Source organism: Paenibacillus sp. E222 (genome assembly GCF_013401555.1).
Classification (GTDB): Bacteria; Bacillota; Bacilli; order Paenibacillales; family Paenibacillaceae; genus Paenibacillus.
In genome coordinates this window covers 820,523-844,569 of the sequence record NZ_CP058552.1, presented here as the reverse complement: position 1 = coordinate 844,569, position 24,047 = coordinate 820,523, and the positions used below count along the sequence as shown (strand labels likewise).

At 49.3% G+C, this 24,047-nt stretch carries 15 protein-coding genes, 17 tRNA genes and 3 rRNA genes; 28 read left to right on the top strand and 7 right to left on the bottom strand.

Going from position 1 to position 24,047, the window contains the following annotated elements; genetic code table 11:
• The first annotated feature begins 113 nt into the window (after positions 1-113).
• The 22 genes from HW560_RS03745 to HW560_RS03640 all read left to right on the top strand — a co-directional run bounded on the left by HW560_RS03745 (position 114) and on the right by HW560_RS03640 (position 8,245).
• Positions 114-1,665 (top strand): 16S ribosomal RNA (locus tag HW560_RS03745).
• 310 nt (positions 1,666-1,975) lie between these two features.
• A 23S ribosomal RNA gene (locus HW560_RS03740) occupies positions 1,976-4,900 on the top strand.
• A gap of 144 nt (positions 4,901-5,044) precedes the next feature.
• Positions 5,045-5,161: ribosomal RNA gene (rrf, locus tag HW560_RS03735) — 5S ribosomal RNA — on the top strand.
• Together the 16S, 23S and 5S rRNA genes with 17 tRNA genes alongside form the textbook arrangement of a ribosomal RNA operon.
• Before the next feature lie 57 nt (positions 5,162-5,218).
• Positions 5,219-5,295, top strand: a tRNA-Ile gene (locus tag HW560_RS03730).
• A 24-nt stretch (positions 5,296-5,319) separates the two neighbouring features.
• A tRNA-Ala gene (locus HW560_RS03725) sits at positions 5,320-5,395 on the top strand.
• Between the two features lies 1 nt (position 5,396).
• Positions 5,397-5,472 (top strand) — tRNA-Asn (locus tag HW560_RS03720).
• A gap of 4 nt (positions 5,473-5,476) precedes the next feature.
• Positions 5,477-5,568 (top strand) — tRNA-Ser (locus HW560_RS03715).
• A 19-nt stretch (positions 5,569-5,587) separates the two neighbouring features.
• Positions 5,588-5,659, top strand: a tRNA-Glu gene (locus tag HW560_RS03710).
• 7 nt (positions 5,660-5,666) lie between these two features.
• Positions 5,667-5,742, top strand: a tRNA-Val gene (locus tag HW560_RS03705).
• 18 nt (positions 5,743-5,760) lie between these two features.
• Positions 5,761-5,834, top strand: a tRNA-Met gene (locus HW560_RS03700).
• A gap of 27 nt (positions 5,835-5,861) precedes the next feature.
• Positions 5,862-5,939: transfer RNA gene (locus HW560_RS03695), tRNA-Asp, on the top strand.
• A gap of 28 nt (positions 5,940-5,967) precedes the next feature.
• Positions 5,968-6,043, top strand: a tRNA-Thr gene (locus tag HW560_RS03690).
• A 97-nt stretch (positions 6,044-6,140) separates the two neighbouring features.
• Positions 6,141-6,216, top strand: a tRNA-His gene (locus HW560_RS03685).
• An 11-nt stretch (positions 6,217-6,227) separates the two neighbouring features.
• A tRNA-Gln gene (locus HW560_RS03680) sits at positions 6,228-6,302 on the top strand.
• A gap of 16 nt (positions 6,303-6,318) precedes the next feature.
• Positions 6,319-6,394 (top strand) — tRNA-Lys (locus HW560_RS03675).
• 9 nt (positions 6,395-6,403) lie between these two features.
• Positions 6,404-6,490 (top strand) — tRNA-Leu (locus HW560_RS03670).
• Between the two features lie 8 nt (positions 6,491-6,498).
• Positions 6,499-6,573: transfer RNA gene (locus HW560_RS03665), tRNA-Gly, on the top strand.
• Between the two features lie 6 nt (positions 6,574-6,579).
• Positions 6,580-6,656, top strand: a tRNA-Arg gene (locus HW560_RS03660).
• 16 nt (positions 6,657-6,672) lie between these two features.
• Positions 6,673-6,746, top strand: a tRNA-Pro gene (locus HW560_RS03655).
• Positions 6,747-6,755: 9 nt separating this feature from the next.
• Positions 6,756-6,826: transfer RNA gene (locus tag HW560_RS03650), tRNA-Gly, on the top strand.
• A gap of 87 nt (positions 6,827-6,913) precedes the next feature.
• Positions 6,914-7,552: a pentapeptide repeat-containing protein gene (locus HW560_RS03645; RefSeq protein ID WP_179262084.1), complete on the top strand. Its 639-nt coding sequence runs from the start codon at positions 6,914-6,916 to the stop codon at positions 7,550-7,552.
• Positions 7,553-7,639: 87 nt separating this feature from the next.
• Positions 7,640-8,245, top strand: a complete 606-nt coding sequence (locus tag HW560_RS03640; RefSeq protein WP_053780037.1) for a short chain dehydrogenase — start codon at positions 7,640-7,642, stop codon at positions 8,243-8,245.
• 256 nt (positions 8,246-8,501) lie between these two features.
• On the opposite strand, the gene HW560_RS03635 is transcribed toward HW560_RS03640, so the two are convergent.
• Positions 8,502-9,362, bottom strand: a complete 861-nt coding sequence (locus tag HW560_RS03635; protein WP_179262082.1) for a CYTH domain-containing protein — start codon at positions 9,360-9,362, stop codon at positions 8,502-8,504.
• 144 nt (positions 9,363-9,506) lie between these two features.
• Positions 9,507-10,415, bottom strand: coding sequence for a LysR family transcriptional regulator (locus tag HW560_RS03630; protein WP_179265731.1), 909 nt, complete (start codon positions 10,413-10,415; stop codon positions 9,507-9,509).
• 400 nt (positions 10,416-10,815) lie between these two features.
• Between HW560_RS03630 and HW560_RS03625 the strand changes: the two genes are divergently transcribed.
• From HW560_RS03625 to HW560_RS03605, 4 genes are all read left to right on the top strand, one after another.
• Positions 10,816-11,832: an ABC transporter ATP-binding protein gene (locus HW560_RS03625; RefSeq protein WP_090904340.1), complete on the top strand. Its 1,017-nt coding sequence runs from the start codon at positions 10,816-10,818 to the stop codon at positions 11,830-11,832.
• Between the two features lie 76 nt (positions 11,833-11,908).
• The gene (locus HW560_RS03620; RefSeq protein ID WP_090904034.1) at positions 11,909-12,985 is read left to right on the top strand and encodes an ABC transporter substrate-binding protein; all 1,077 of its coding nucleotides are present in this window, start codon (positions 11,909-11,911) and stop codon (positions 12,983-12,985) included.
• Between the two features lie 90 nt (positions 12,986-13,075).
• Positions 13,076-14,761: an ABC transporter permease gene (locus tag HW560_RS03615; RefSeq protein WP_090904035.1), complete on the top strand. Its 1,686-nt coding sequence runs from the start codon at positions 13,076-13,078 to the stop codon at positions 14,759-14,761.
• Positions 14,758-16,320, top strand: coding sequence for an MBL fold metallo-hydrolase (locus HW560_RS03605; protein WP_257031666.1), 1,563 nt, complete (start codon positions 14,758-14,760; stop codon positions 16,318-16,320). The genes HW560_RS03615 and HW560_RS03605 overlap by 4 nt, the downstream gene beginning before the upstream one ends.
• Positions 16,321-16,490: 170 nt before the next feature.
• Here HW560_RS03605 and HW560_RS03600 read toward each other — a convergent pair whose 3' ends face one another.
• The 3 genes from HW560_RS03600 to HW560_RS03590 are packed head-to-tail and all read right to left on the bottom strand — an operon-like array spanning position 16,491 to position 19,357.
• Positions 16,491-17,045, bottom strand: coding sequence for a GerMN domain-containing protein (locus HW560_RS03600; RefSeq protein WP_090904036.1), 555 nt, complete (start codon positions 17,043-17,045; stop codon positions 16,491-16,493).
• 41 nt (positions 17,046-17,086) lie between these two features.
• On the bottom strand, positions 17,087-18,508 hold the full coding sequence (locus tag HW560_RS03595) for an N-acetylmuramoyl-L-alanine amidase family protein (protein ID WP_090904037.1): 1,422 nt from the start codon (positions 18,506-18,508) through the stop codon (positions 17,087-17,089).
• Positions 18,509-18,532: 24 nt separating this feature from the next.
• The gene (locus HW560_RS03590) at positions 18,533-19,357 is read right to left on the bottom strand and encodes a hypothetical protein (protein WP_179262080.1); all 825 of its coding nucleotides are present in this window, start codon (positions 19,355-19,357) and stop codon (positions 18,533-18,535) included.
• 297 nt (positions 19,358-19,654) lie between these two features.
• On the opposite strand from HW560_RS03590, the gene HW560_RS03585 reads away from it, so the two are divergent.
• Positions 19,655-20,884 carry an anhydro-N-acetylmuramic acid kinase gene (locus HW560_RS03585; RefSeq protein ID WP_090904039.1) on the top strand — a complete coding sequence of 410 codons (1,230 nt, stop codon included), beginning with the start codon at positions 19,655-19,657 and terminating at the stop codon, positions 20,882-20,884.
• Positions 20,885-21,007: 123 nt separating this feature from the next.
• A complete protein-coding gene (locus HW560_RS03580; RefSeq protein WP_090904342.1) occupies positions 21,008-21,847 on the top strand; it encodes a MurR/RpiR family transcriptional regulator in 840 nt (279 codons plus the stop codon).
• Between the two features lie 155 nt (positions 21,848-22,002).
• Here HW560_RS03580 and murQ read toward each other — a convergent pair whose 3' ends face one another.
• Both murQ and HW560_RS03570 read right to left on the bottom strand, forming a co-directional pair.
• Positions 22,003-22,908 carry an N-acetylmuramic acid 6-phosphate etherase gene (murQ, locus tag HW560_RS03575; RefSeq protein WP_090904040.1) on the bottom strand — a complete coding sequence of 302 codons (906 nt, stop codon included), beginning with the start codon at positions 22,906-22,908 and terminating at the stop codon, positions 22,003-22,005.
• Between the two features lie 22 nt (positions 22,909-22,930).
• Entirely contained in the window at positions 22,931-23,893 is a 963-nt protein-coding gene (locus HW560_RS03570; RefSeq protein WP_090904041.1) for an N-acetylglucosamine kinase, read from the bottom strand.
• Positions 23,894-24,047: the final 154 nt, after the last annotated feature.

The window sequence follows — 24,047 nt, the reverse complement described above, 5'->3', positions numbered from 1 at the left end:
TGCAGAGTGAACGCGAAAGTTTGAGACAAGCCTTGGCTTGGATCGACTGGAGCATAAAATGAGATTTTTAATCTCGTCAGTTTCAAAATGAGCTTATCGCTCTTTTCAATACTTTATTGGAGAGTTTGATCCTGGCTCAGGACGAACGCTGGCGGCATGCCTAATACATGCAAGTCGAGCGGACTTGATGAGAAGCTTGCTTCTCTGATGGTTAGCGGCGGACGGGTGAGTAACACGTAGGCAACCTGCCCTCAAGCTTGGGACAACTACCGGAAACGGTAGCTAATACCGAATAGTTGTTTTCTTCTCCTGAAGAAAACTGGAAAGACGGAGCAATCTGTCACTTGGGGATGGGCCTGCGGCGCATTAGCTAGTTGGTGGGGTAATGGCTCACCAAGGCGACGATGCGTAGCCGACCTGAGAGGGTGATCGGCCACACTGGGACTGAGACACGGCCCAGACTCCTACGGGAGGCAGCAGTAGGGAATCTTCCGCAATGGGCGAAAGCCTGACGGAGCAATGCCGCGTGAGTGATGAAGGTTTTCGGATCGTAAAGCTCTGTTGCCAGGGAAGAACGCTTGGGAGAGTAACTGCTCTCAAGGTGACGGTACCTGAGAAGAAAGCCCCGGCTAACTACGTGCCAGCAGCCGCGGTAATACGTAGGGGGCAAGCGTTGTCCGGAATTATTGGGCGTAAAGCGCGCGCAGGCGGTCATTTAAGTCTGGTGTTTAATCCCGGGGCTCAACCCCGGATCGCACTGGAAACTGGGTGACTTGAGTGCAGAAGAGGAGAGTGGAATTCCACGTGTAGCGGTGAAATGCGTAGATATGTGGAGGAACACCAGTGGCGAAGGCGACTCTCTGGGCTGTAACTGACGCTGAGGCGCGAAAGCGTGGGGAGCAAACAGGATTAGATACCCTGGTAGTCCACGCCGTAAACGATGAGTGCTAGGTGTTAGGGGTTTCGATACCCTTGGTGCCGAAGTTAACACATTAAGCACTCCGCCTGGGGAGTACGGTCGCAAGACTGAAACTCAAAGGAATTGACGGGGACCCGCACAAGCAGTGGAGTATGTGGTTTAATTCGAAGCAACGCGAAGAACCTTACCAGGTCTTGACATCCCTCTGACCGGTACAGAGATGTGCCTTTCCTTCGGGACAGAGGAGACAGGTGGTGCATGGTTGTCGTCAGCTCGTGTCGTGAGATGTTGGGTTAAGTCCCGCAACGAGCGCAACCCTTGATCTTAGTTGCCAGCATTTCGGATGGGCACTCTAAGGTGACTGCCGGTGACAAACCGGAGGAAGGTGGGGATGACGTCAAATCATCATGCCCCTTATGACCTGGGCTACACACGTACTACAATGGCCGGTACAACGGGCTGTGAAGCCGCGAGGTGGAACGAATCCTAAAAAGCCGGTCTCAGTTCGGATTGCAGGCTGCAACTCGCCTGCATGAAGTCGGAATTGCTAGTAATCGCGGATCAGCATGCCGCGGTGAATACGTTCCCGGGTCTTGTACACACCGCCCGTCACACCACGAGAGTTTATAACACCCGAAGTCGGTGGGGTAACCGCAAGGAGCCAGCCGCCGAAGGTGGGATAGATGATTGGGGTGAAGTCGTAACAAGGTAGCCGTATCGGAAGGTGCGGCTGGATCACCTCCTTTCTATGGAGAATCGTTTCCTGTAACGGAAACATTCAAATACGCAGCTTAGCTGCAAAAACTACTCACTCGTTGCTCAGTTTTGAGAGCTCAAACTCTCAAACAGCTTGCTTTTGCATGGAGCTTGTTCTTTGAAAACTAGATATCGAAACGAAATTTTGCGATTTAGAACATTCCTTTTTAAGCTGAACTTGTGTTAAAACAAGTTTCAATAAATAGTGAAAACTGCATTGCGATGGTATCGAATGGGAGTGACTTTTGGCTTTGCGTAAGCAAAACAAGGGAAGCGAGCAGTCGAAACCGGAGCAATTATGGTTAAGCTACTAAGAGCACACGGAGGATGCCTAGGCGCTAGGAGCCGATGAAGGACGTGGCGAACAACGAAACTGCCTCGGGGAGCTGTAAGCAAGCTTTGATCCGGGGGTGTCCGAATGGGGAAACCCAGCTGGGGTAATTTCCAGTTACTCATAACTGAATACATAGGTTATGTAGAGGCATACCAGGGGAACTGAAACATCTAAGTACCCTGAGGAAGAGAAAACAATAGTGATTCCGTCAGTAGCGGCGAGCGAACGCGGAGAAGCCCAAACCAGAGAGCTTGCTCTCTGGGGTTGTGGGACATCTCACATGGAGTTACAAAGGAGCCGGTTAAACGAAGAGGTCTGGAAAGGCCCGCCAAAGAAGGTAAAAGCCCTGTAGTTGAAAGTCTGCTCTCTCCGAGATGTATCCCGAGTAGTGCGGGGCACGTGAAACCCCGTATGAATCCGGCAGGACCATCTGCCAAGGCTAAATACTTCCTAGCGACCGATAGTGAAGCAGTACCGTGAGGGAAAGGTGAAAAGCACCCCGGAAGGGGAGTGAAATAGAACCTGAAACCGTGTGCTTACAAAAAGTCAGAGCCCGTTTTAGGGGTGATGGCGTGCCTTTTGTAGAATGAACCGGCGAGTTACGTTCCCGTGCAAGGTTAAGGTGAAGAGCCGGAGCCGCAGCGAAAGCGAGTCTGAATAGGGCGATGTAGTACGTGGACGTAGACCCGAAACCGGGTGATCTACCCCTGTCCAGGGTGAAGGTGCGGTAACACGCACTGGAGGCCCGAACCCACGCACGTTGAAAAGTGCGGGGATGAGGTGGGGGTAGCGGAGAAATTCCAATCGAACTCGGAGATAGCTGGTTCTCCCCGAAATAGCTTTAGGGCTAGCCTCGGAAAACAGAGTCGTGGAGGTAGAGCACTGATTGGGTGCGGGGCCCGCAAGGGTTACCAAGCTCAGTCAAACTCCGAATGCCATAGACTTACTTCCGGGAGTCAGACAGTGAGTGCTAAGATCCATTGTCAAAAGGGAAACAGCCCAGACCATCAGCTAAGGTCCCCAAGTGTGTGTTAAGTGGGAAAGGATGTGGAGTTGCACAGACAACCAGGATGTTGGCTTAGAAGCAGCCACCATTGAAAGAGTGCGTAATAGCTCACTGGTCGAGTGACTCTGCGCCGAAAATGTAACGGGGCTAAACACACCACCGAAGCTATGGCTTGATGCTTGCATCAGGGGTAGGGGAGCGTTGTATAAGGGTTGAAGGTGTACCGTAAGGAGCGCTGGACATTATACAAGTGAGAATGCCGGTATGAGTAACGAAAAGATCAGTGAGAATCTGATCCGCCGAAAGCCTAAGGGTTCCTGAGGAAGGCTCGTCCGCTCAGGGTAAGTCGGGACCTAAGGCGAGGCCGAAAGGCGTAGTCGAAGGACAACAGGTCGAAATTCCTGTACCACCGTAAGCCGTTATGAGCAATGGGGGGACGCAGCAGGGTAGTGACGCGGACTGATGGATGTCCGTCTAAGCAGTGAGGCTGATGTGTAGGCAAATCCGCACATCGTAAGGCTGGGCTGTAATGGGGAGCGAAAATTATAGTAGCGAAGGTCATGATCTCACACTGCCAAGAAAAGCCTCTAGCCAGGTGATGGTGCCCGTACCGCAAACCGACACAGGTAGGCGAGAAGAGAATTCTAAGGCGCGCGGAAGAACTCTCGTTAAGGAACTCGGCAAAATGACCCCGTAACTTCGGGAGAAGGGGTGCCCCGGTAGTGTGAATAGCACGAGGGGGCCGCAGTGAAAAGGCCCAAGCGACTGTTTAGCAAAAACACAGGTCTGTGCGAAGCCGTAAGGCGAAGTATACGGGCTGACGCCTGCCCGGTGCTGGAAGGTTAAGGGGAGCGGTTAGGAGCAATCCGAAGCTGTGAACCGAAGCCCCAGTAAACGGCGGCCGTAACTATAACGGTCCTAAGGTAGCGAAATTCCTTGTCAGGTAAATTCTGACCCGCACGAATGGCGTAACGACTTGGGCGCTGTCTCAACGAGAGATCCGGTGAAATTTTAATACCTGTGAAGATGCAGGTTACCCGCGACAAGACGGAAAGACCCCATGGAGCTTTACTGCAGCTTGATATTGAATTTGGGTACGATCTGTACAGGATAGGTGGGAGCCTTTGAAGCATGAGCGCCAGCTTGTGTGGAGGCACCGTTGGGATACCACCCTGATCGTATCTAGGTTCTAACCTGGTACCGTAATCCGGTGCGGGGACAGTGTCAGGTGGGCAGTTTGACTGGGGCGGTCGCCTCCTAAAGAGTAACGGAGGCGCCCAAAGGTTCCCTCAGAATGGTTGGAAATCATTCGAAGAGTGCAAAGGCATAAGGGAGCTTGACTGCGAGACCTACAAGTCGAGCAGGGACGAAAGTCGGGCTTAGTGATCCGGTGGTACCGCATGGAAGGGCCATCGCTCAACGGATAAAAGCTACCCTGGGGATAACAGGCTTATCTCCCCCAAGAGTCCACATCGACGGGGAGGTTTGGCACCTCGATGTCGGCTCATCGCATCCTGGGGCTGAAGTAGGTCCCAAGGGTTGGGCTGTTCGCCCATTAAAGCGGTACGCGAGCTGGGTTCAGAACGTCGTGAGACAGTTCGGTCCCTATCTGTCGTGGGCGTAGGAAATTTGAGAGGAGCTGTCCTTAGTACGAGAGGACCGGGATGGACGTACCGCTGGTGTACCAGTTGTTCCGCCAGGAGCACCGCTGGGTAGCTATGTACGGAAGGGATAAGCGCTGAAAGCATCTAAGCGTGAAGCCCCCCTCAAGATGAGATTTCCCAGTATGTAAGACCCCTTGAAGACGACGAGGTAGATAGGCTGGGGGTGGAAGTGCAGCAATGCATGGAGCTGACCAGTACTAATCGGTCGAGGGCTTATCCAATATGCAGGTTATAACTCGCAAATTTCGTTTCGGATCTAGTTTTCAGAGAATAATCTCTGAAATGAAAATCGGTACATCACAGAATGTGCGTATGATTTTCAGTTCCATATTGGATTTCAAGAAGCTATGCTTCGACAAATCGCGTTTGGTGGCGATGGCGGAGGGGTTCCACACGTACCCATCCCGAACACGACCGTTAAGCCCTCTAGCGCCGATGGTACTTGGACCGCAGGGTCCTGGGAGAGTAGGACGCCGCCAAGCGAATTCCCTTTGGGGTATTTTTTTTGCCCCCCTCGTAAGGAAAAGGGAAATATATTGGGGCCCTTAGCTCAGTTGGTTAGAGCGCACCTCTGATAAGGGTGAGGCCGGTGGTTCGAGTCCACCAGGGCCCACCATATAAGTTTTAAACCACAGTGTATGGGGCCATAGCTCAGCTGGGAGAGCGCCTGCCTTGCAAGCAGGAGGTCAGCGGTTCGATCCCGCTTGGCTCCACCATTCCCTGATAGCTCAGTTGGTAGAGCACTCGACTGTTAATCGAGTTGTCACAGGTTCGAGCCCTGTTCGGGGAGCCATTCAGGAGAGGTGTCCGAGTTGGTCGAAGGAGCACGATTGGAAATCGTGTAGGCGCCAAAAGCGTCTCGAGGGTTCGAATCCCTCTCTCTCCGCCAGATAGAATTTTGTTACTGTGGCCCGTTGGTCAAGGGGTTAAGACACCTCCCTTTCACGGAGGTAACAGGGGTTCGAATCCCCTACGGGTCATATATATGGAGGCTTAGCTCAGCTGGGAGAGCATCTGCCTTACAAGCAGAGGGTCGGGGGTTCGATCCCCTCAGCCTCCACCATATAACTTATAATAACGACGCGGGGTGGAGCAGCCCGGTAGCTCGTCGGGCTCATAACCCGAAGGCCGCAGGTTCAAATCCTGCCCCCGCAATTAACCTTTCTATTAAGAAAGTGATCTGGAACCGTGGTGTAGTTGGCCTAACATGCCTGCCTGTCACGCAGGAGATCGCGGGTTCGAATCCCGTCGGTTCCGCCATTTTTACTCAAGTAACATTTTACACCGTGCCGGTGTAGCTCAACTGGTAGAGCAACTGACTTGTAATCAGTAGGTTGGGGGTTCAAGTCCTCTCGCCGGCACCATTTATTGCATTTACCTCTGAATTTATAATAGAATGTATATTGTAGTTTCAGATGGGAATACTGAGATACTCTCAGCGAATGTAAGGGATAGCTTATGGCGATCGTGGCGAAGTGGTTAACGCACCGGTTTGTGGATCCGGCATTCGGGGGTTCAATTCCCCTCGATCGCCCCATGTTTTCTTAATGGGGATTAGCCAAGCGGTAAGGCAACGGACTTTGACTCCGTCATGCATAGGTTCAAATCCTATATCCCCAGCCATTTTAGTTTTTAGTTTGAGTCATTAGCTCAGTTGGTAGAGCACCTGACTTTTAATCAGGGTGTCGAAGGTTCGAGCCCTTCATGACTCACCATTATATTTTGCGGTCGTGGCGGAATTGGCAGACGCGCACGGTTCAGGTCCGTGTGGGCTAACCCCCGTGGAGGTTCGAGTCCTCTCGACCGCACCATATATTTTGCGGAAGTGGCTCAGCGGTAGAGCATCGCCTTGCCAAGGCGAGGGTCGCGGGTTCGATTCCCGTCTTCCGCTCCAATATTTGCGCCCTTAGCTCAGCTGGATAGAGCGTTTGACTACGAATCAAAAGGCCGGGAGTTCGAATCTCTCAGGGCGCGCCATTATTTTCATAAGTATCGGGATGTAGCTCAGCTTGGTAGAGCACCTGGTTTGGGACCAGGGGGTCGCATGTTCAAATCGTGTCATCCCGATTTTTATTTGCGGGTGTAGTTCAATGGTAGAACTTTAGCCTTCCAAGCTAATAGCGTGGGTTCGATTCCCATCACCCGCTTCATGGTAACAACAAAGAGAGCTCTTGCTTATTGCAAGGGCTCTTTTTGATATAGTAAGCTCATATCAGAAAATAGTGGGAGGACTTATGAAAAATAAAATAGAAACGCCAAAGATTCCCCTGGAACTCGAAGACTTATCGTTAACTTTAGAAACATGGGAGATTAAAGAAGAAATTAAACATGGACGATTTACCAATATCTCTGTGGAGAATCAGAGCGCCAGCAGGGTTTCATTCGATAAAGTGGTCTTTGAGAACGTGATCTTTAGCCAGTCCTCTCTCCCCGAAGTCGAGCTTACTGATGTGATTTTTGATAAATGTGATTTGTCCAATATGGACTTTAACGGTTCTTTCCTTCACCGAACAGAATTTAGAAATTGTAAATTGCTTGGTACTAATTTTTCAAATAGCAGGCTCCAAAATATAAGCTTTCAGGGCTGTGTAGCTGACCTTTCTTTATTTCGATTCTCCAAGTTTAAACAGGTGAAGTACACGGAATGTTCTCTGGTGAGTGGCGATTTCTTTCAAGCTACAGCTCAAAAACTGGAGTTTTCTGAATGCAATATAGATCAAGCTCTTTTGTCGGGTGTTAAGCTTAAAGGAATGGACCTCAGCGACTGTAGCTTTGAAAGGTTGCTCGTGGATATTGAGGATCTGGACGGATGCATCATCTCAGATGCTCAGGCCGCCTCTTTTGTTGGATTATTAGGCTTAATTGTGAAGTAGGTTTGATTATGCGAGTGATCTTTGTTTAAATGGAGAGATCAATGAATGTACAATAGCATGCTTTCACTGATAAAAAGGAGGCGTATTATGAAAAGGGCTCTCGTTATTGGAGGAAATGGAACATTAGGCAAGGCTGTTGTAGCAAAGCTTCAGGAATATTCCGTTGAGGTCATTACAGCCGGCAGGCAATCCGGAGATTACCAGGTGGATATGACATCCACAGAGAGTATTACATCCCTCTTTGAAACGGTGACTAATATAGACTATGTGATTGTTGCAGCAGGTCAGACCCATTATGCGAAGCTGGAGGAACTGACCCCTGAGAACAATATGATTAGTGTGCAGGGGAAATTACTCGGTCAAGTAAACATTGTCTTGATTGGGCAGCACTACATCAACGATAAGGGAAGTTTTACGCTGGTCAGTGGCATTATACAGGACCACCCCATTCTGAAAGGCGCGTCCAGTGCTATGGTTAACGGTGCAATCGATTCGTTTGCCAAAGCAGCAGCGTATGAGTTACCGCGAGGTATACGTCTGAATTCGGTTAGTCCTAACCTGTTTGTTGAATCCGCAGAGAAATATAAGGGTGTGTTTATCGGATTTAATCCGGTGCCGGTGGAGCGTGTCGCCAATACGTTTATCCAGAGTGCCCTTGGGATCGAAACAGCCCAAACCTTTAAAATATACTAACTGTAAGGAATATTAAATAAAGGAGATCGACAGAAAGTTCCTGTTGATCTCCTTTTGTTTTGGATGAAATGGGATTTCAGCTTGATGGCAGATAAACCAAACATATCGTTGTATGTTTAATCGATACGGGAAGGGAAGGGGAAAGACCCTGATCCTTTTCGTTTCATAAGAACATAGACATGCCCATTTTCCCCGTTGTCCCATAAACCGCTAGATACCATACTTAGACTCATACGATATAGACAGCAACAACCAATTAGTATCTTTCCAAGATGAGCTGAGTTTTCAGGCCATCGGCAGGAATGAGCCAGTTTTTGTTTTCCAGCACTTGCATCAGTTGGGTACGCAGTCCCGAAACAGCTGTAGAATCTGCTGTTTTGAACGAGATCTCCACGATATTCTCTACACCTGTGCCTGCTGCGTTGCGAATAGGCCATACTTCAAGGGTGAGTTCTTGTCCATTCCATGAGCCTTCATAACGTTGGAACGTTACCGGGCCGTACGCACGGGAGGCCGTGAGTTGTTGTTTACCCCAGTTGGAGGAGGACCAGTTTTTTAATTTGCCAGGCAGTTTGTCCAATAACATGCTCAAAGCTTCCTGCTGTGATGGAAGTTGTACGCCTGTAGCTTTGGTGTCCACCTTTTTCGTGTTGGAGAAGCTTAATGTTTGTTTGCCATATCCCCAGTCAATTTCAGCCTCGTAGTTATCATCTGACGCATCAAATCCCTCTTGGTTAGCCAGAGTCAACGCCGCATTAACATCACCATTGATAACAGGATAGCGCTTTTTATAAGTCAGTTCATAATTGTTCTTGTCATCCTTCTTCCGAAAACGGACATCCCACCCTGCTTGATTCAGATTAAGTGCGTTGGTGTCGAAATACTCTGCACTAATGTTTCTTGCTGAGGAGCTCAAGCCCAGCGTCTGAATGACTTCATTGCGTGGTGTCCCATCCGTGTTCAATACCAGCTCCGGCTTAGCCAGGAACTTCACTTCATAAGCAGGAACGGCATTGGCTGCTGCGGAAGCCTGTGGTGCTTCCAGAAACGTCAGTCCACTTCCCAATGTCACGATGCTCAGCATGAATGAGGCGGTTACCTTTTTCCATTTTTTCAAAACGAATCACTCCCTAGGCTGGATTAACGTACAGACCCACTTTATCGTCGAAGTATATGAAAGCGATTAAATGGAAGGGGGCGTTGCGTTAACCCTGCATAGATTTGATGAATGCCAAGCGATAGTTTATATGGGTTAGCGGGATCATGAATGAAAAAGAGAGAGGCTGTGGCTCATGTCCCGCAATACTTCCTTGAAGCGGTTGACCTGGACGGAAGGATGACGATCCTTGTTGTGGACGGTATAAATATGTCGCGGAGCCTGCTCCCCCGGAATGGGGAGGACCTTGATCAGTCCATGCTGCTCTTCCCACTGTACGGCCATTCGTGACATGAACGAGATATGACCACCGAGTAGAACCAACTGCTTGATCGCTTCCAAAGAGTCCATCTCAACGGTGCTTCGCAAACGAATATCATGTTGCTCCAGCCATTGGTTCGTTAAACGTCGAGTGCTGGATTCATCCCCATGCAGTGCAAAAGGAACCTGTGCCATATGCTCAGGTTTCAGCACATTCCTCTGAGCCAAGGCATGCTCTGGAGAGCAGATTAATACCAGATCGTCTTCACACAACGTCTCTGCTTGCAGCACCGGCCCTACAAACGGTTCGGAAGAGATTACACCCAGATCAATCTGGTGACGGATCAACATTTCGCGGATGACGGGTGAAGGTTTGACTGATAACATCATTCGAATACCGGGAAATTCCTGAGAAAATGTATTCAAAATAGGTGGCAGTAAATACGTTGCAGGTACATAGCTCGCTCCAATGTGCAGGGTGCCCCGATAGAGGCTGTCATATTCCTGTACTACCCGGCGCGCCTCCTGAGTGAGGGCATTGATTTTGACGGAATAGTGTAAAAGGGCTTGTCCAGCCTCGGTGAGAAATGTCTTTCCACTACGCGATTCGAATAATCGCACCCCCATCTCTTCCTCCAGAGACTTCATATGGAAGGTAACGGTAGGCTGCTTGATGCCGAGAAGCTCGGCCACGCTGGTCATATAATGATGCTTATCAATGAGTTCAACAATTTGCAGTTTAATCAGGTTCAACGAACTCAACACTCCTCTCACTTATACAGGGCCTCCATAATATAAGATGAATTAATGCTTTTTTTCATAAAGACGGAGAGTACAGGACCAATCTGAAGAAGCGGAGCTAAAAGCTTTCTGAAAGAAAGCTACTTCGGAAGCATATGCTTCGCCTTTATCCCCTGGTTTCTCCCTTTGTAAAGGGGATCAAGGAAATCTGGGGATAACAGCGATCGGAAGATGGTGCTGTAATCGGAGTAGCAAAATGAAAAATTCATTTTAATCACCTTATATAGATTTAATCTATGAAGATCAACAGAATTCATCTAAAAAGTTAATTCCAATTTTACATTTCTAACATACAACTCGCGAAAGCGGACGTTAGACTGAGAACAGTACAAGAAGACAGGCAGGGATGCTTATGAAAATGGAAATTAGGGGAATTCAAAAATCATTCAATCGCACTCCCGCGCTGCTGCCCACGGATTTAACGCTACAGCATGGACAGTTCACGACGCTGCTCGGCCCATCCGGCTGCGGCAAAACGACGTTGCTGCGGATGCTGGCGGGGCTGGAGCAACCGGATGCGGGAGAAATCGTCGCGGATGGCAAGAGTTTCTACTCGGCGACGAAGCGAATAGATGTACCGACCCATAAGCGTAATCTGGGCATGGTGTTTCAGGATTTTGCATTATGGCCGCATATGACAGTATACGAAAATGTGGCGTTCGGCTTGAAAGCCGGAAAGCAAAAATCGGATCTGCGCCAAAAGGTGACCGAAGCACTTGGCATGGTTCGCCTGCAAGGCATGGAGGATCGTTATCCTCATCAGCTGTCGGGAGGACAGCAGCAACGGGTTGCTTTTGCCAGAGCGGTAGCAGTAAGACCGGGGATTATTCTGTTCGATGAGCCGCTAAGTGCACTGGATGCCGTGCTGCGGGAAGAGATGCGAATTGAGATGATGTCATTGGTACGGGACATGGGACTGACAGCGCTGTACGTCACCCATGATCAGGTTGAGGCGATGTCGATGTCCGATGAGATTGTAGTGATGGAGAAGGGGCGCATATTGCAAAAAGGAACCCCGGAAACGATCTACGCATCGCCAAGCGATCCTTTTGTTGCTTCGTTTATCGGAAAGTCCAACTGGCTTACGCCTAATCAGTCCATGGTGAGACCGGAACATGTCTCCTGGAGCAAAACAGGTCATGACGATCTGTGTTATCAGGCGGTAGTGCTCAGCGTCAGTTATGTAGGAGAGCGTTATGAAATTCGGGTGCAGATGGAGGGACTGGGTGTATGGACAGCCTATCTGGATCGAAGAGTACGCGTAGGGGAGAAGGTTCAGCTCTATGTAGCCCCGGAGCGGATCTGCCGAATGAACGGACAAGACACTCCGATTGTGAAGTCGAGAGAGTTCATCGCAGCAGCCAACTGATCATGATGAGCATACAGCTTGAGTTTGCAGAAATGTGAGTACAAATATAATCAGAAACCAAGGGAGATGGAATGAAATGTTGGGTATGAAAACACGGAAAAGAAGCGCAATGCTGTTATTATCAGCGGTAATGAGTATCAGTTTGTTCGGATGCAGCACAGGTAATTCAACTACCGGGAATGCGGGTCAAGCTGCTGGGGAAGGCAGTACGGCTACTGCATCGGCGGAAACAACAAAACCAGCCGGTGGTAAGCTGGTTTTGTACAGTGCAGGACCTCAGAAGCTGGCGGATAACATCATCAGCGGATTTACAGCCAAGACGGGCATTGAAGTGGAGATGTTCCAGGGCACGACAGGCAAAATTCTGGCTCGCATGGAAGCTGAAAAATCCAACCCGGTAGCGGACGTGGTTATTCTAGCCTCCCTGCCTTCGGCACAAGCACTGAAAGCAGATGGACTGACACTCCCATATCCTGATGCGGAGAATGCAGACAAGCTGAACAAGGACTGGTCGGATGCCGACGGCAACTATTTTAGCTCCAGTGCTTCCGCACTCGGAATTGTCTACAATACGAAGCTGGTGTCTACGCCACCAACCAGTTGGGCTGAGCTGGCAACACCTGCCTGGAAAGATGTTGTGAACATTCCTGATCCTACGCTGTCCGGTTCCGCGCTGGACTTCATTACGGGTTACCTGAGTGTAAATGGAGATAAAGGCTGGGACTTGCTGGACAGCTACAAAGCCAATGGTGTAGCGATGGCAGGAGCGAATCAGGAAGCACTTGACCCGGTCATTACCGGAGCGAAAAGCATCGTAGCAGCTGGTGTGGACTACATGGCGTATTCCTCCAAGGCCAAAGGTGAACCGCTGGACATCGTATATCCAGAGGAAGGAACTGTAATCAGTCCAAGACCGGCAGCGATTCTGAAATCGAGTCAGAATGTGGAGAATGCCAAGGCATTTATCGATTACCTGTTGTCTGATGAGGCACAAAAGCTTGTTGCAGATGCTTACCTGATTCCGGGTCGTGAAGACATCGAAGCGACTAACCGGGCGAATCTGAAAGATATCCCGCAGCTTAAAGTGGATTGGAACTGGATGAGTGAACACGGAGATGAGACAGCGGCACGGTTCTCCGAGACTTTTAAATAAGAATAGTGTTACGACCTAACGATTGAGTAACTAGAGCAACTAGAGTGAAGAGACGATTGTCTTGTGGAAGTCATGTGAGGTGAAATCGTAGTGAAACCTGTTGTAGTAGACAACAACCGCATTTTTCGGAGAGTGGGCGTGATTCTGGCCCTCTTTCTGCTAACGATAAGCATTGGTGTACCGCTCTTGCTGATTTTCTGGCAAAGTGTGTATCCGGATGGGCAATGGGATTGGATGGCTCCGATTCGAACCATTACCGGTCAGCATTTATCCGGGGTGCTGCTGAATTCCGTCTGGCTGGGGATCTGCGTGGTCGCTGTAACAACGCTGCTGGCATTGCCATTGGCGTGGATGATGGCCAAGACCCGCATGGGTCAGCATCGCTGGGTGGACGTGATCCTGATGATTCCGTTCATGACCCCGCCGTATATCGGCTCCATGGGATGGATTCTGTTTATGCAAAAAGGGGGATACCTGCAGCAATGGGTGCCCTCCGCTGCGAGCTGGAGTGAGTTGTTCTTCAGCTTCTGGGGCATGGTGCTCATTATGAGCCTGCATCTGTTCCCTTTCCTGTATCTGTTGCTTCGGGATGCCATCATTCGCATTGGAGGCAATTTGGAAGAAGCGGGGGCGGTGCACGGGGGACGTGCAGGATACCGATTCAGACGCATTATTTTGCCACTGCTGTTGTCTTCCTATGGCATGGGGATCATGCTCGTCTTTGTCAAAACGATTGCGGAATTCGGAACACCGGCCACCTTCGGGCGCCGTATCGGTTATTATGTCATGACCTCTGAGATCCACAAGTATATCTCCAGTTGGCCGATTGATTTTGGCAAGGCTACCTCGCTTGCATCGGTGCTGCTGTCGGTCTGTCTGGTGATGTGGTACATGCAGTCTGCCATGAGTCGAAAGTTCACGTACCGTCTGGTAGGGGGCAAGGGGCAGCGTTCCAAACGATACTCCCTACGTGGCGGAGCGGGTTGGTTGTGCGGGTTGTATCTCGCGTTGCTGCTGATTCTGTCGGTGGGCATTCCGTATTTCTCCATTATTGCTGCATCGACCATGAAGCTTCGCGGTGCGGGATTGTCCTTCGACAATCTGACGCTGGATCACTACCGGGAATTGCTGTCCTGGGGATCGGTCAGTATGAAAGCAATAGGGAACAGCCTGGGGCTGTCACTGGCAGCTTCGACGGTTGCGGTTATTATCGGTACAGGTTTGGCACTGGCCATTGGTAAATCGTCTTCCTTTATGCAGCGTGTCATTGACCTGTTCAGTCTGCTGCCGAATACGGTACCTGGCATTGTCATGGTGGTGGGTCTCATCCTGTTCTGGAATTCACCATGGATGCCGTTCACCCTGTACAACTCGTACGGAATGGTTGTTCTGACGTATGTGGTACTTTTCTTGCCGTACACGGTGCAGTATGTCAAATCAAGCTTCACCCAGATCGACGGAACGTTGTTCCAGGCGGGTCAGGTCTTTGGCGGAAGACCGTTATATATTCTGCGGCGCATTCTTCTGCCTCTGATTATCCCCGGTATGTTGGCCGGTTGGATGATGACATTCACCATTGCCACGCGGGAGCTGGTAGGTTCACTGTTGATTTTGCCTCCATCGATGCAGACATCGGCTACGTATATTTTTGCTCAATTTGAACAAGGTCAGGTGTCATTGGGAATGGCGATGGCCGTGGTTACTGTCGGTATGACAGTACTGATGCTGCTCGGCATCGAAGTTCTGAATTCGAAGAGAAAGTGGAATGCATCATGATCAAACTGAAGGTATGGGGCGGCGCCGGGGAACACGGGCGCTCTGCCTATCTCCTGAGAGGGAGCCGGGTTCAACTTTTGCTGGATTGTGGCGTGAAAAAAGAAGGAGCCGGCGAGTATCCGTTGATTGAACCGGAAATCGTTAAAGAGTTAGATGTGGTTTTGTTGTCTCACGCCCATGAGGATCATTCCGTCGCTATTCCATTGCTTTATAAGATGGGTTATCAGGGTGAAGTATGGACGACGCGTGAAACCAGAGAGCAATTGGACACCTACTTCAGAGCTTGGCGAAGAAATATGGAGAGGACAGGACACACCCTCCCATACGAAGAAGGCGATGAACAATTGATTCGCTACCGATTTTTGGAGGACGAAGCCGAGGGTGGAACCTGGTTTGAAATGGTTCCTGGCGTCTCGGTGGTGTGGGGGCGCAGTGGACACCTGGCAGGATCGGTATGGTTCGGGCTGGAAATGGAGGATAAGCGTATATTTTATTCCGGTGATTACACCTCCGAATCCATGCTTTTGCAGGAAGATTGTCCAGCGGACGTATTCTGGCAGGCAAGGGTACCACGTAACAGGCGGGGGCTTGATGCTCCAGTTAGTCAACATTGGAAATCGGATATACGAACCGTCGTGAATGGTGGGCATGCCTTGGCAGGAAAGCCATCCGCGTCGCAGACTCTCCCCTTTGCTGCATCCGAAGGGGTGTTACGATCCCACGTATCAGCAGGTAGACCTGTGGAGCAAGGGGATGCCTATGCCGTATCCAAGGGAGTAGAAGTGATCCATGCATCTTCATCCGGTCTTCTGGATTTGGCGATTATGGATGCTGCCTATGGAACAGATTGCGATACGCAGGCCAACAAGCTGGAACAGCTGGAGCAGGCCATTCATGAGACCATTGCCCGGGGTGGAAAGGTGCTAATGCCTATGCCCTCAGTGGGTCGTGGTCAGGAAATCATGCTGTGGGCACAGCAGCAGTTACCGGACGTTCCAATTGTCGTGGAACAAGGGCTGGTGGACGGTCTGAAGCAGCTTTTACGTGCTCCATATTGGCTAAAAGAAGAGGAAGAACACATATCGGGCTCTGTAAAGGAAGCAATTGAGCGTTTTTTGAGGGGTTATGGTTGGGAAATGCCTGTAACAAAGGAAGATCGAGAGCGGCTACTGCATCAACATGCTGCCTCTTTGTGGTTCATTCCGGACGGGATGATGCAGTCCTCTCTTGCTCGCTGGTACTATAGCCAGTTTGCGGACGATGAGCATAATCTGGTACTGCTCACTGGGCATGTCTCTGCCGGCACCTATGCTTACAGGCTGTTGCAGAATCCTGCAAAACACGGAGCGTGCGAGGTACGGAAAATTCGTTATAAGGTGCATCAGGGTTGGAAGGATGTCGAGAGAATGCTGCATCAGGTTCCTGCGAGGCATACGGTACTTGTACATGCGGAACGGGCAGAGACGGATAAACTGAGAGAAGGCTTACTCAGCGAAAAATCGGTCTCGGGGAAAGGGATTTTGCATTCGCTATCTCCTGGAGATGAGCTGCATCTCTAATTTGAATTTCATAAAGATTGGATCTATGTAGGGCGTCCCTGGGGACGTCTTTTTGAATGTGGATTTTTATATAAAAAATGCATGATGAGAAGTTATGCTTCTCATCATGCATGAGAGATGATTCAAGGGGAGAATCATGAGGATATCATCCAATGGCTTTTGAAATTAGATTAAGGCTCCCGCTGAATAGGATGCTCCAGTTCTGAATGGCCCATCAAGCTATCGAGGGCTTCACCGTCCACCAGAATATCGATACTTTCTACTTCATCGTATTGAAACATCGTCTGGGTCAGCGCATCCAATGCAAGCAGCTCGCCACTGGTTCCCAATTTGGCTTCATCCGGAATATGAACATCCAAAGTAACTTTGCCCTCGCCGTACTGTAAGGAGAGCAATTCGACTTTTTCCCAGAGGGATACGAGCTCCGAATCGGTATTGTTTTGTAAAGCTTCAAATGTTTTTTTGTATTTCTCGGAATCGTCTTTGTATTCAATTTCCTGCTCTTTTTTCTCAAGTTCCAGTACCTGGGCGTCTGCGAAATACACATCAACCGCTTGTATGTTCATTGTGCCCAGATCCACCTTTGTTTCGGATGGGTTTGGTGACTGTCCCCCCTGAACAGCAGGTTCGGCCGATCCGGATTCACTGACTGGCTTCTGAGCACAACCAATGCCAACTATCATTAAGAAGGATAAGACGAGTGCACATCCCAATTTCGTTTTCAATGGATCACATCCTCCAGCATATTTACATCATTTTTTATCATTTAATTTATACCCAGATATTCCTTAATCCCATCTGCTATCGCTTGAGCGGCTTTCATCTGAACAACATCGGAAGACATCAGTTCTTCATCCATAACATTACTCAGGAATCCCACTTCCAAAAGTACTGCAGCCATGGTCGTATCTCTGATCACTTCCAAGTTGCCATTTTTCACACCACGGTCTTTGAGCCCCATGGCTTTAACCAAACGTTCGTGAATAATATTGGCTAATTCCTTGCTGCTGCTGCGTTGATAGTAGAACGTCTCCGTACCTGTTGCCTGGGGTGAGGACTCCACATTATTGCCATGGATAGATACAAATACATCCGCGTTTAATTGATTGGCGAGCCGAACACGCTCCGGGCGAGTGGGATAAGTATCACCGTCACGAGTCATCACCAATTCGATATCCGGTTCATTGAGAAGCAGTGCTTGTACTTTAAGAGCCAATGCCAGATTGTATTCCTTCTCGGGTTTGTTGGTGATGCTGGTCGAACCTGGATCCTTACCCCCATGGCCTGGGTCGATGACAACGACCTTGCGTCCCGAGTCGCCTACAGGATTTACAGGAACGGGTGTGACGTTATCTCCCGAAACATTCAGATCGATAATCAGTTTATCGGCGATGATGTTCTGGCTGTACTGTACATCCTTCACCTGATTCAATTCAACGACAATTCGAACTTGACCAGGGTCTTGTTTAAAAAGAGAATATCTAACTTCCGTTACATTGGGGTATGCGTCCACATCCAATTTGCCATTCATGTTTTGATTCAACGGTTGCGATAGATCACCAAACACTGCTCCGGGCAGATCCACGACCAGACGATCGGGATTCTTCAAAGTCGTCATCACGGGTTTGGATTCGCCATCCATAGACACGACGAGCTGATTGTTGGCAAATTGGATATCGGTAACATGTGTTATTGATGTTGGGCTGCCGTTTCCTGAACCGTTGCCGGGCTCAACAGTGGGCTCTTTACTGGTGTCGGTGTTGACTAAGTATACAATCTTCTCTTTGTTGTTCCATTTCACGTTGAGTCCCATTTGTTCACTGACAAATCGAATGGGTACCACCGTGGTGTTATTTAAAATGAGTGGGGCTGTGTTCAAGGTAACTTGCTTGTCAGCAACCATGGCTTGCTTTTGATCAACGGTTAAAGAAATCGTTTTGTCATTTTGCTGGATCTTTACATTACGTGTATTTTGATTCCAATCGACTTTGAATTTCAAATTTTCGGCAACAACACGAATTGGAATCATAACATTCTTATTCACGATGGTCACCTGAACGTCACTTGGTAGGATTAATTCCTCGCCGTCCAAGAAGATTTTCGACGTGCTTGCAGCCGCATTTCCCTGATGAGGGAGTACAACCAGCAAGAACAGACTTAAAAACAGGAGTAAAATCGTTTTCTTCATTATTTGCACCTCTACTATTTATCGTTACTGTGTGGGATACTTATCCAGCTTGAACCATTCTGCAAACTCATTACGGCTAATTTTCTTAACAGGCTTCACCTTGTTAGTCTCTATGCTATACCTATAAAGTATCATTTGATCAGATGGGTACTCACTGATGTAATCTAGTATTTTTCCGTTTTTTTGCCACAAAATCAGATTGGTACTAATATAATTGGTTGCTCTTGGCAGGAATACAAAGCCCTCTTTCTGAACATTGTAGATGGCTAATGAGCTCTTGGAGGGATCTCCGTAAGAGAAGGCTATCTGATCTTCGTTGGGTGCCCAGTTATAGGTGGCAATGGTTTCTATGTTTTTCTTACCTGCTTGTTTCAATCGTTCATTTAATTCCGTCTTGTCACCTGTTTGAAGGTTAAGAAGCATCAGCGTGTTTCCTGAGCTACGTTTTGCGTGTATAGCAAGCCATGTATTGGAGTTGGAGGCAACAACACTTGTGATATCGAGCCAATTGTCCTCCAGATTACTCGTTTCAATCGTATGTTTCTGGCTCCCCTTGGAGACGACAATGGAGTGGATGACGTTTTGTTCAAAAGCAGGCTTACCTTCCAACTTCAATGTAGTAGCGGTTAGAGTAATATTTCCTCCTTTCCAGATAATTTTGTTGGTACTGTTGTTCCTTTTAAACGGTTTGATGCTTGAATAAATGGAAGGAGTTACAGAAGGCGCATTAACGGAACGTTGTGAAATTTGTTCTGGTGCAGCTGGTTTGGCACCCACAACGGATGACGATGTAGTCGTCAGTCCCCCTAGTAATAAAACAGTTGAAAACCAAATAGCAGCGTTGTTCATCTGGGTATCTCCTTCCGCTGGTGACAGTTTATAACCCTCAACATGTCGATTCCAAAATATACCTTCGTTATATAAACGGTAAAATTGTAAAAATGTTTCTTTTTTGATCGTTATTTATCTGTTTTGATTCATAGAAAACCTCTTGTGAGCATGCCAGTTCGGACAAAGAGTCGCTATGGTTGGAAGAGTGTAATTAAATTTCATAAAATATTTGACTTGTGAAATTTTATATCATATACTGGGTGAAATTATGGCAAGATGACGTGTTCATCGGGGCTGGCGGGAGGTTGTGAATGGATGGATACAGGCAGCTATCCGATGTGGGAGCAATATCGCTTGAAACGGGAGCATTACATCATTGGACTGATGTCAGGCACGTCCCTCGACGGGACGGATGCGGCATTGGTGCGTATTCTGACAGATGACAGCGGGGCATTGCAAAAGATCACTCTGGTTGACTTCGTCTGCGTACCGTACTCCAATGAATTGAGAGAAGTGCTGATTCGACTATGTTCACCGGAGACGGCACGTGTGGATGAGCTGACGGCTGCACATTTTGGCGTATCGGAGTGGTATGCTCACAGTGTCAGTGAGCTTATTCGATCCTCAGGAATCCGATCCGGGCAGGTGGATGCAATCAGCATGCACGGACAGACCGTATGGCACGCACCTGTAGCTTCGGCTTTTCCAGGGCCAGTAGGCGAGAGTCTTCCAGTGGTGTCCACGCTGCAGATTGGCGAATGCGCCGTTGTACGTGAACGAACGGGCCTGCCAGTGATCGGCAATTTGCGGGCACGGGATATGGCGGCTGGCGGAGAGGGCGCGCCACTTACCCCTTATGCCGATGCGTTGATGTTCCGCAGTCCGGAGGAAGGGCGACTGGTGCAAAATATCGGAGGTATTGGCAACGTTACGGTGCTGCCATCAGCGTCTTCTAATGAAGGTATCTCGGCTTTTGATACGGGACCTGGCAATATGGTGATGGACGCGATCGTACGCCAGGCGACGGGAGGGCGGCAGCACTATGATCCGAATGGAAGCATCGCCGCACAAGGAAAGTTCAATCAGGATCTGGTAGATCTGTGTTTGGACGATACCTATTTCAAAAGGCTGCCTCCCAAGAGCACCGGACGTGAAGTGTACGGTGCGGCATATGCAGCACGCTTGATGGAGATGGCCGCAGCGCGTTCCTTATCCCTTGAAGATACGCTGGCTACTGCCACCTGTCTGACCGCGGAGACGATCGTGCGAGCAGTGAAGGATTTTATCCTGCCCAAGGTGCACATCTCGGCCATGCTCGCCTGCGGTGGTGGCACTTCCAATGCCACGTTAATGGAGATGATCCGTCAGAGACTCCCGGAAGACATCCGTTTGGAGCGAACAGCGGACTATGGTATACCGGATGATGCCCGCGAAGCGATTGGATTTGCCCTCCTTGGCCATGAGGCACTCATGGGCAGAACCAATACACTCCCGGCAGTAACCGGCGCGAAACACGCCGTAATATCGGGCCACCTGACACTGTAGTGCAGCAAGGCTTTTGAATGAGTTGCATATGCAAGGGCGTGTAATCAATTAGACTCTATTGGAATTATAGGATAAAATGCTTGTACATGAAGGCAGTACGGAAAGGAGGAGCGGATGGAAGGCATGAAAGGTGGACTTGTACGTTTACGCGCATTAATGGATGACTTGACTCCGTCAGAACGGAAGATCGGAGCTTACATTCTCGATCATCCTCAAGAGACGGTTCAGTCCTCGGTGGCACAGCTGTCTGAACGGAGCGGTGGCAGCCCGGCTGCCATTATCCGTCTCTGCAAATCACTGGGTGTAACGGGTTTTCAGGAGCTGAAGCTGAAGATTGCCGGAGATTTGCAGACAGGTGAACAATACCAATATACGGAGATTCGTCCCCAGGACTCCATGGAGAGCATTATTCAGCATGTGTCCGCAAATAATATTCAATCGGTGAAGGATACCGTTCATATTTTGGACCCGCGTCTGGTGGAACAGGCAGTGGACGTGCTCCATCGGGCGAACCGGGTCTTTTTCTACGGGGTGGGGGCCTCCAACCTGATTGCGCTGGATGCACACTACAAGTTCATGCGAATCAATCGCACAAGCTTTTCGTTCGCCGATCCGCATATGCAGATTTCGTCCGCAACGACGCTTCGCGAAGATGATGCGGTGGTATGTATCTCATATTCAGGGGAGACTTCGAACGTGATTTCCTGCCTGAAGCATGCTCGTGAAGGCGGCGCTGCAACGATTAGCATTACCAAGTGGGGGAGCAATACGCTCAGCAGTCTAGCGGATGTGCCCCTGATGATTACTTCCACCGAAAGCGATATCCGAAGCGGAGCAACTTCATCACGAATTGCACAGCTGAACGTAATCGACATTTTGTATCTGGCGATTGCCAGCCGCGACTACAACCAGTCGGTGGAATATTTGGAGAAGAGCCGGCAGGCTATTCTGGAGCATAAATGAAGTAGAACCTATGAATCCCTTTCTGTTTATACAGGAGGGGATTTTTTTGGTTTTTTGACGGATTATATCCGCTTTTAGAATAAAAAAATTATAAAAAAAGCCCAGACTTATGTCGGGCTCCTCTCTTTCAACCTCTAGAAATACCCCTGTACGGCTCAGGAAGGCCCCACAATGGCGCTGCGGACAAATCCGTCAGCCAGATCCAGTCTTCGCTGAGCTTCCACCGCGTCCACGCCTGCCATCAGCATGACGATTGCCGTTTTTACATGACCGTCTGCACCGGCAAAAGCCTGTTCAATGTCCGCTTCATTCGCTCCGGTTGCCAGATGGATCATGCGTTTGGCCCGATGGACAAGCTTCTCGTTCGAAGGGTTCAGATCGACCATGAAATTACGGTAAACCTTGCCTAGACGAATCATGGCGGTAGTGGTGAGCATGTTCAGAATCATTTTCTGGGCGCTGCCGGCCTTCATGCGTGTTGATCCCATGACAACCTCCGGGCCAACAACAGCCTCGATGCTCACATCAGCCAGAAGGGTCATCGGTGTACCTGCGTTGTTACTCAGGCTGATCACCGTAGCTCCGATCTCCTTGGCGTGTCTCATCGCACCCAGCACATACGGCGTTCGCCCACTGGCTGCAATGCCAACCACGACATCGTTTTCGTCTAAGCCGTGTTCATCAAGGTCCGCAGCTCCCAATTCCTCACTATCTTCAGCACCTTCCACCGGGTCCTTCACTGCCCGGAATCCTCCTGCAATAATACCCTGCACCATGGAGGGCGGGGTTCCGTAGGTAGGCGGGCATTCCGAAGCGTCAAGTATTCCCAATCGTCCACTGGTACCTGCGCCTACATAGAACAGCCTGCCGCCAGACTGAAAGGCCTCCAAGATCAGGTCCGCCGCTTGGGCAATGACCGGAATCAAGGGCTGAATGAGCTCCGCAATCCGTTGATCCTCTTTATTAATTAGCTCCATAATTTCTGCCGAAGGTAGTTCATCTATATGATCTGTTAATGGATTGGGTTGTTCCGTTAGTAGTGAGTTTAGCATGTGATTCATCCGTATGGCCTCCTTCTCTCTTTTAAAATGATTCATTCAGGGAACAGCGTCTTCTTGCCAGTTGTGCTGCGCCAACCACTGGATCGGGGGCATCTTCACGATATACAAAATCCAACTTTCCATAATATCCCGATAACTTCTGGATAAATGTATTTCGGAAAAGTGCAGCATATCGAAACAATGATCCGGACAGGACAACCTGAGTAGATGCAAATTCGGGATGACGGGCAATCAGCGCCTTGGCGGTATCCGCCAGTTGTGAGGCTTCATCGATGATCAGTGCCCGGGCGGCCTTATCCCCGGATTCAGCTGCTTCTATAGCCAGACGGGCGATGGATGCGGTCTCGGTTTTGCCCCAATCCATCTGATACACCCGTGTCTTTAGCTCCGAGATATCCCGAAGTTTCAGTTTCTTTAGAAGAAGCGGGGTTAAACGGGTGGGAGGAAGAACACCGTCATAGCTCTGCATAACCACTTGAAGTGCACGCTGCCCAATACGATAGCCGCTCCCCTCATCTCCGAGCAGATGACCCCAGCCTCCTGCACGATATCGCTCGCCTTCCAGCGTAAATCCGTACACGATGGACCCTGTTCCAGAGATGCATAATACACCGTGAGTATGTCCGAGAGTGGCCATCAGAGCAATTTCTCCTTCGGATACAACCCAGACTGGACAGCCCTCTGATCCCCGTTGATTGCGGCTCTTCATATAATTATTTACTGTGTCGGCTATAAGTTGCCGTTCTTGAATCGTATCTACACCTGACATGCCGAGGCATATACCTTCACAATTTGTCGATAAATCACTTTTTAGATTAAATAGCTGTTCCAGCACTCGTTGCAGTTCGGAAAGGGCCTGTTCCAGTGGTACGCTGTGAGGATTCGTGGGACCGCCGCTGAGCCGGGCGACAATTTCGCCAGATTCAGAAATGATTGCTGCATCAGTATTGGTACCGCCTCCATCTACGCCTACATATACTCGCAAAGTGGCTCACCTCGATTGCTTGAGTTTTCTTTTTACATAGTATAGAGGCATAAAATGAAAAAGTAAAATTAAATTTTATAATAAAAAATAATGTTGAATTTTTATTTCATAGCTCATATAATGAACTCAATCTACAATTTTGGAAGGAATTAAT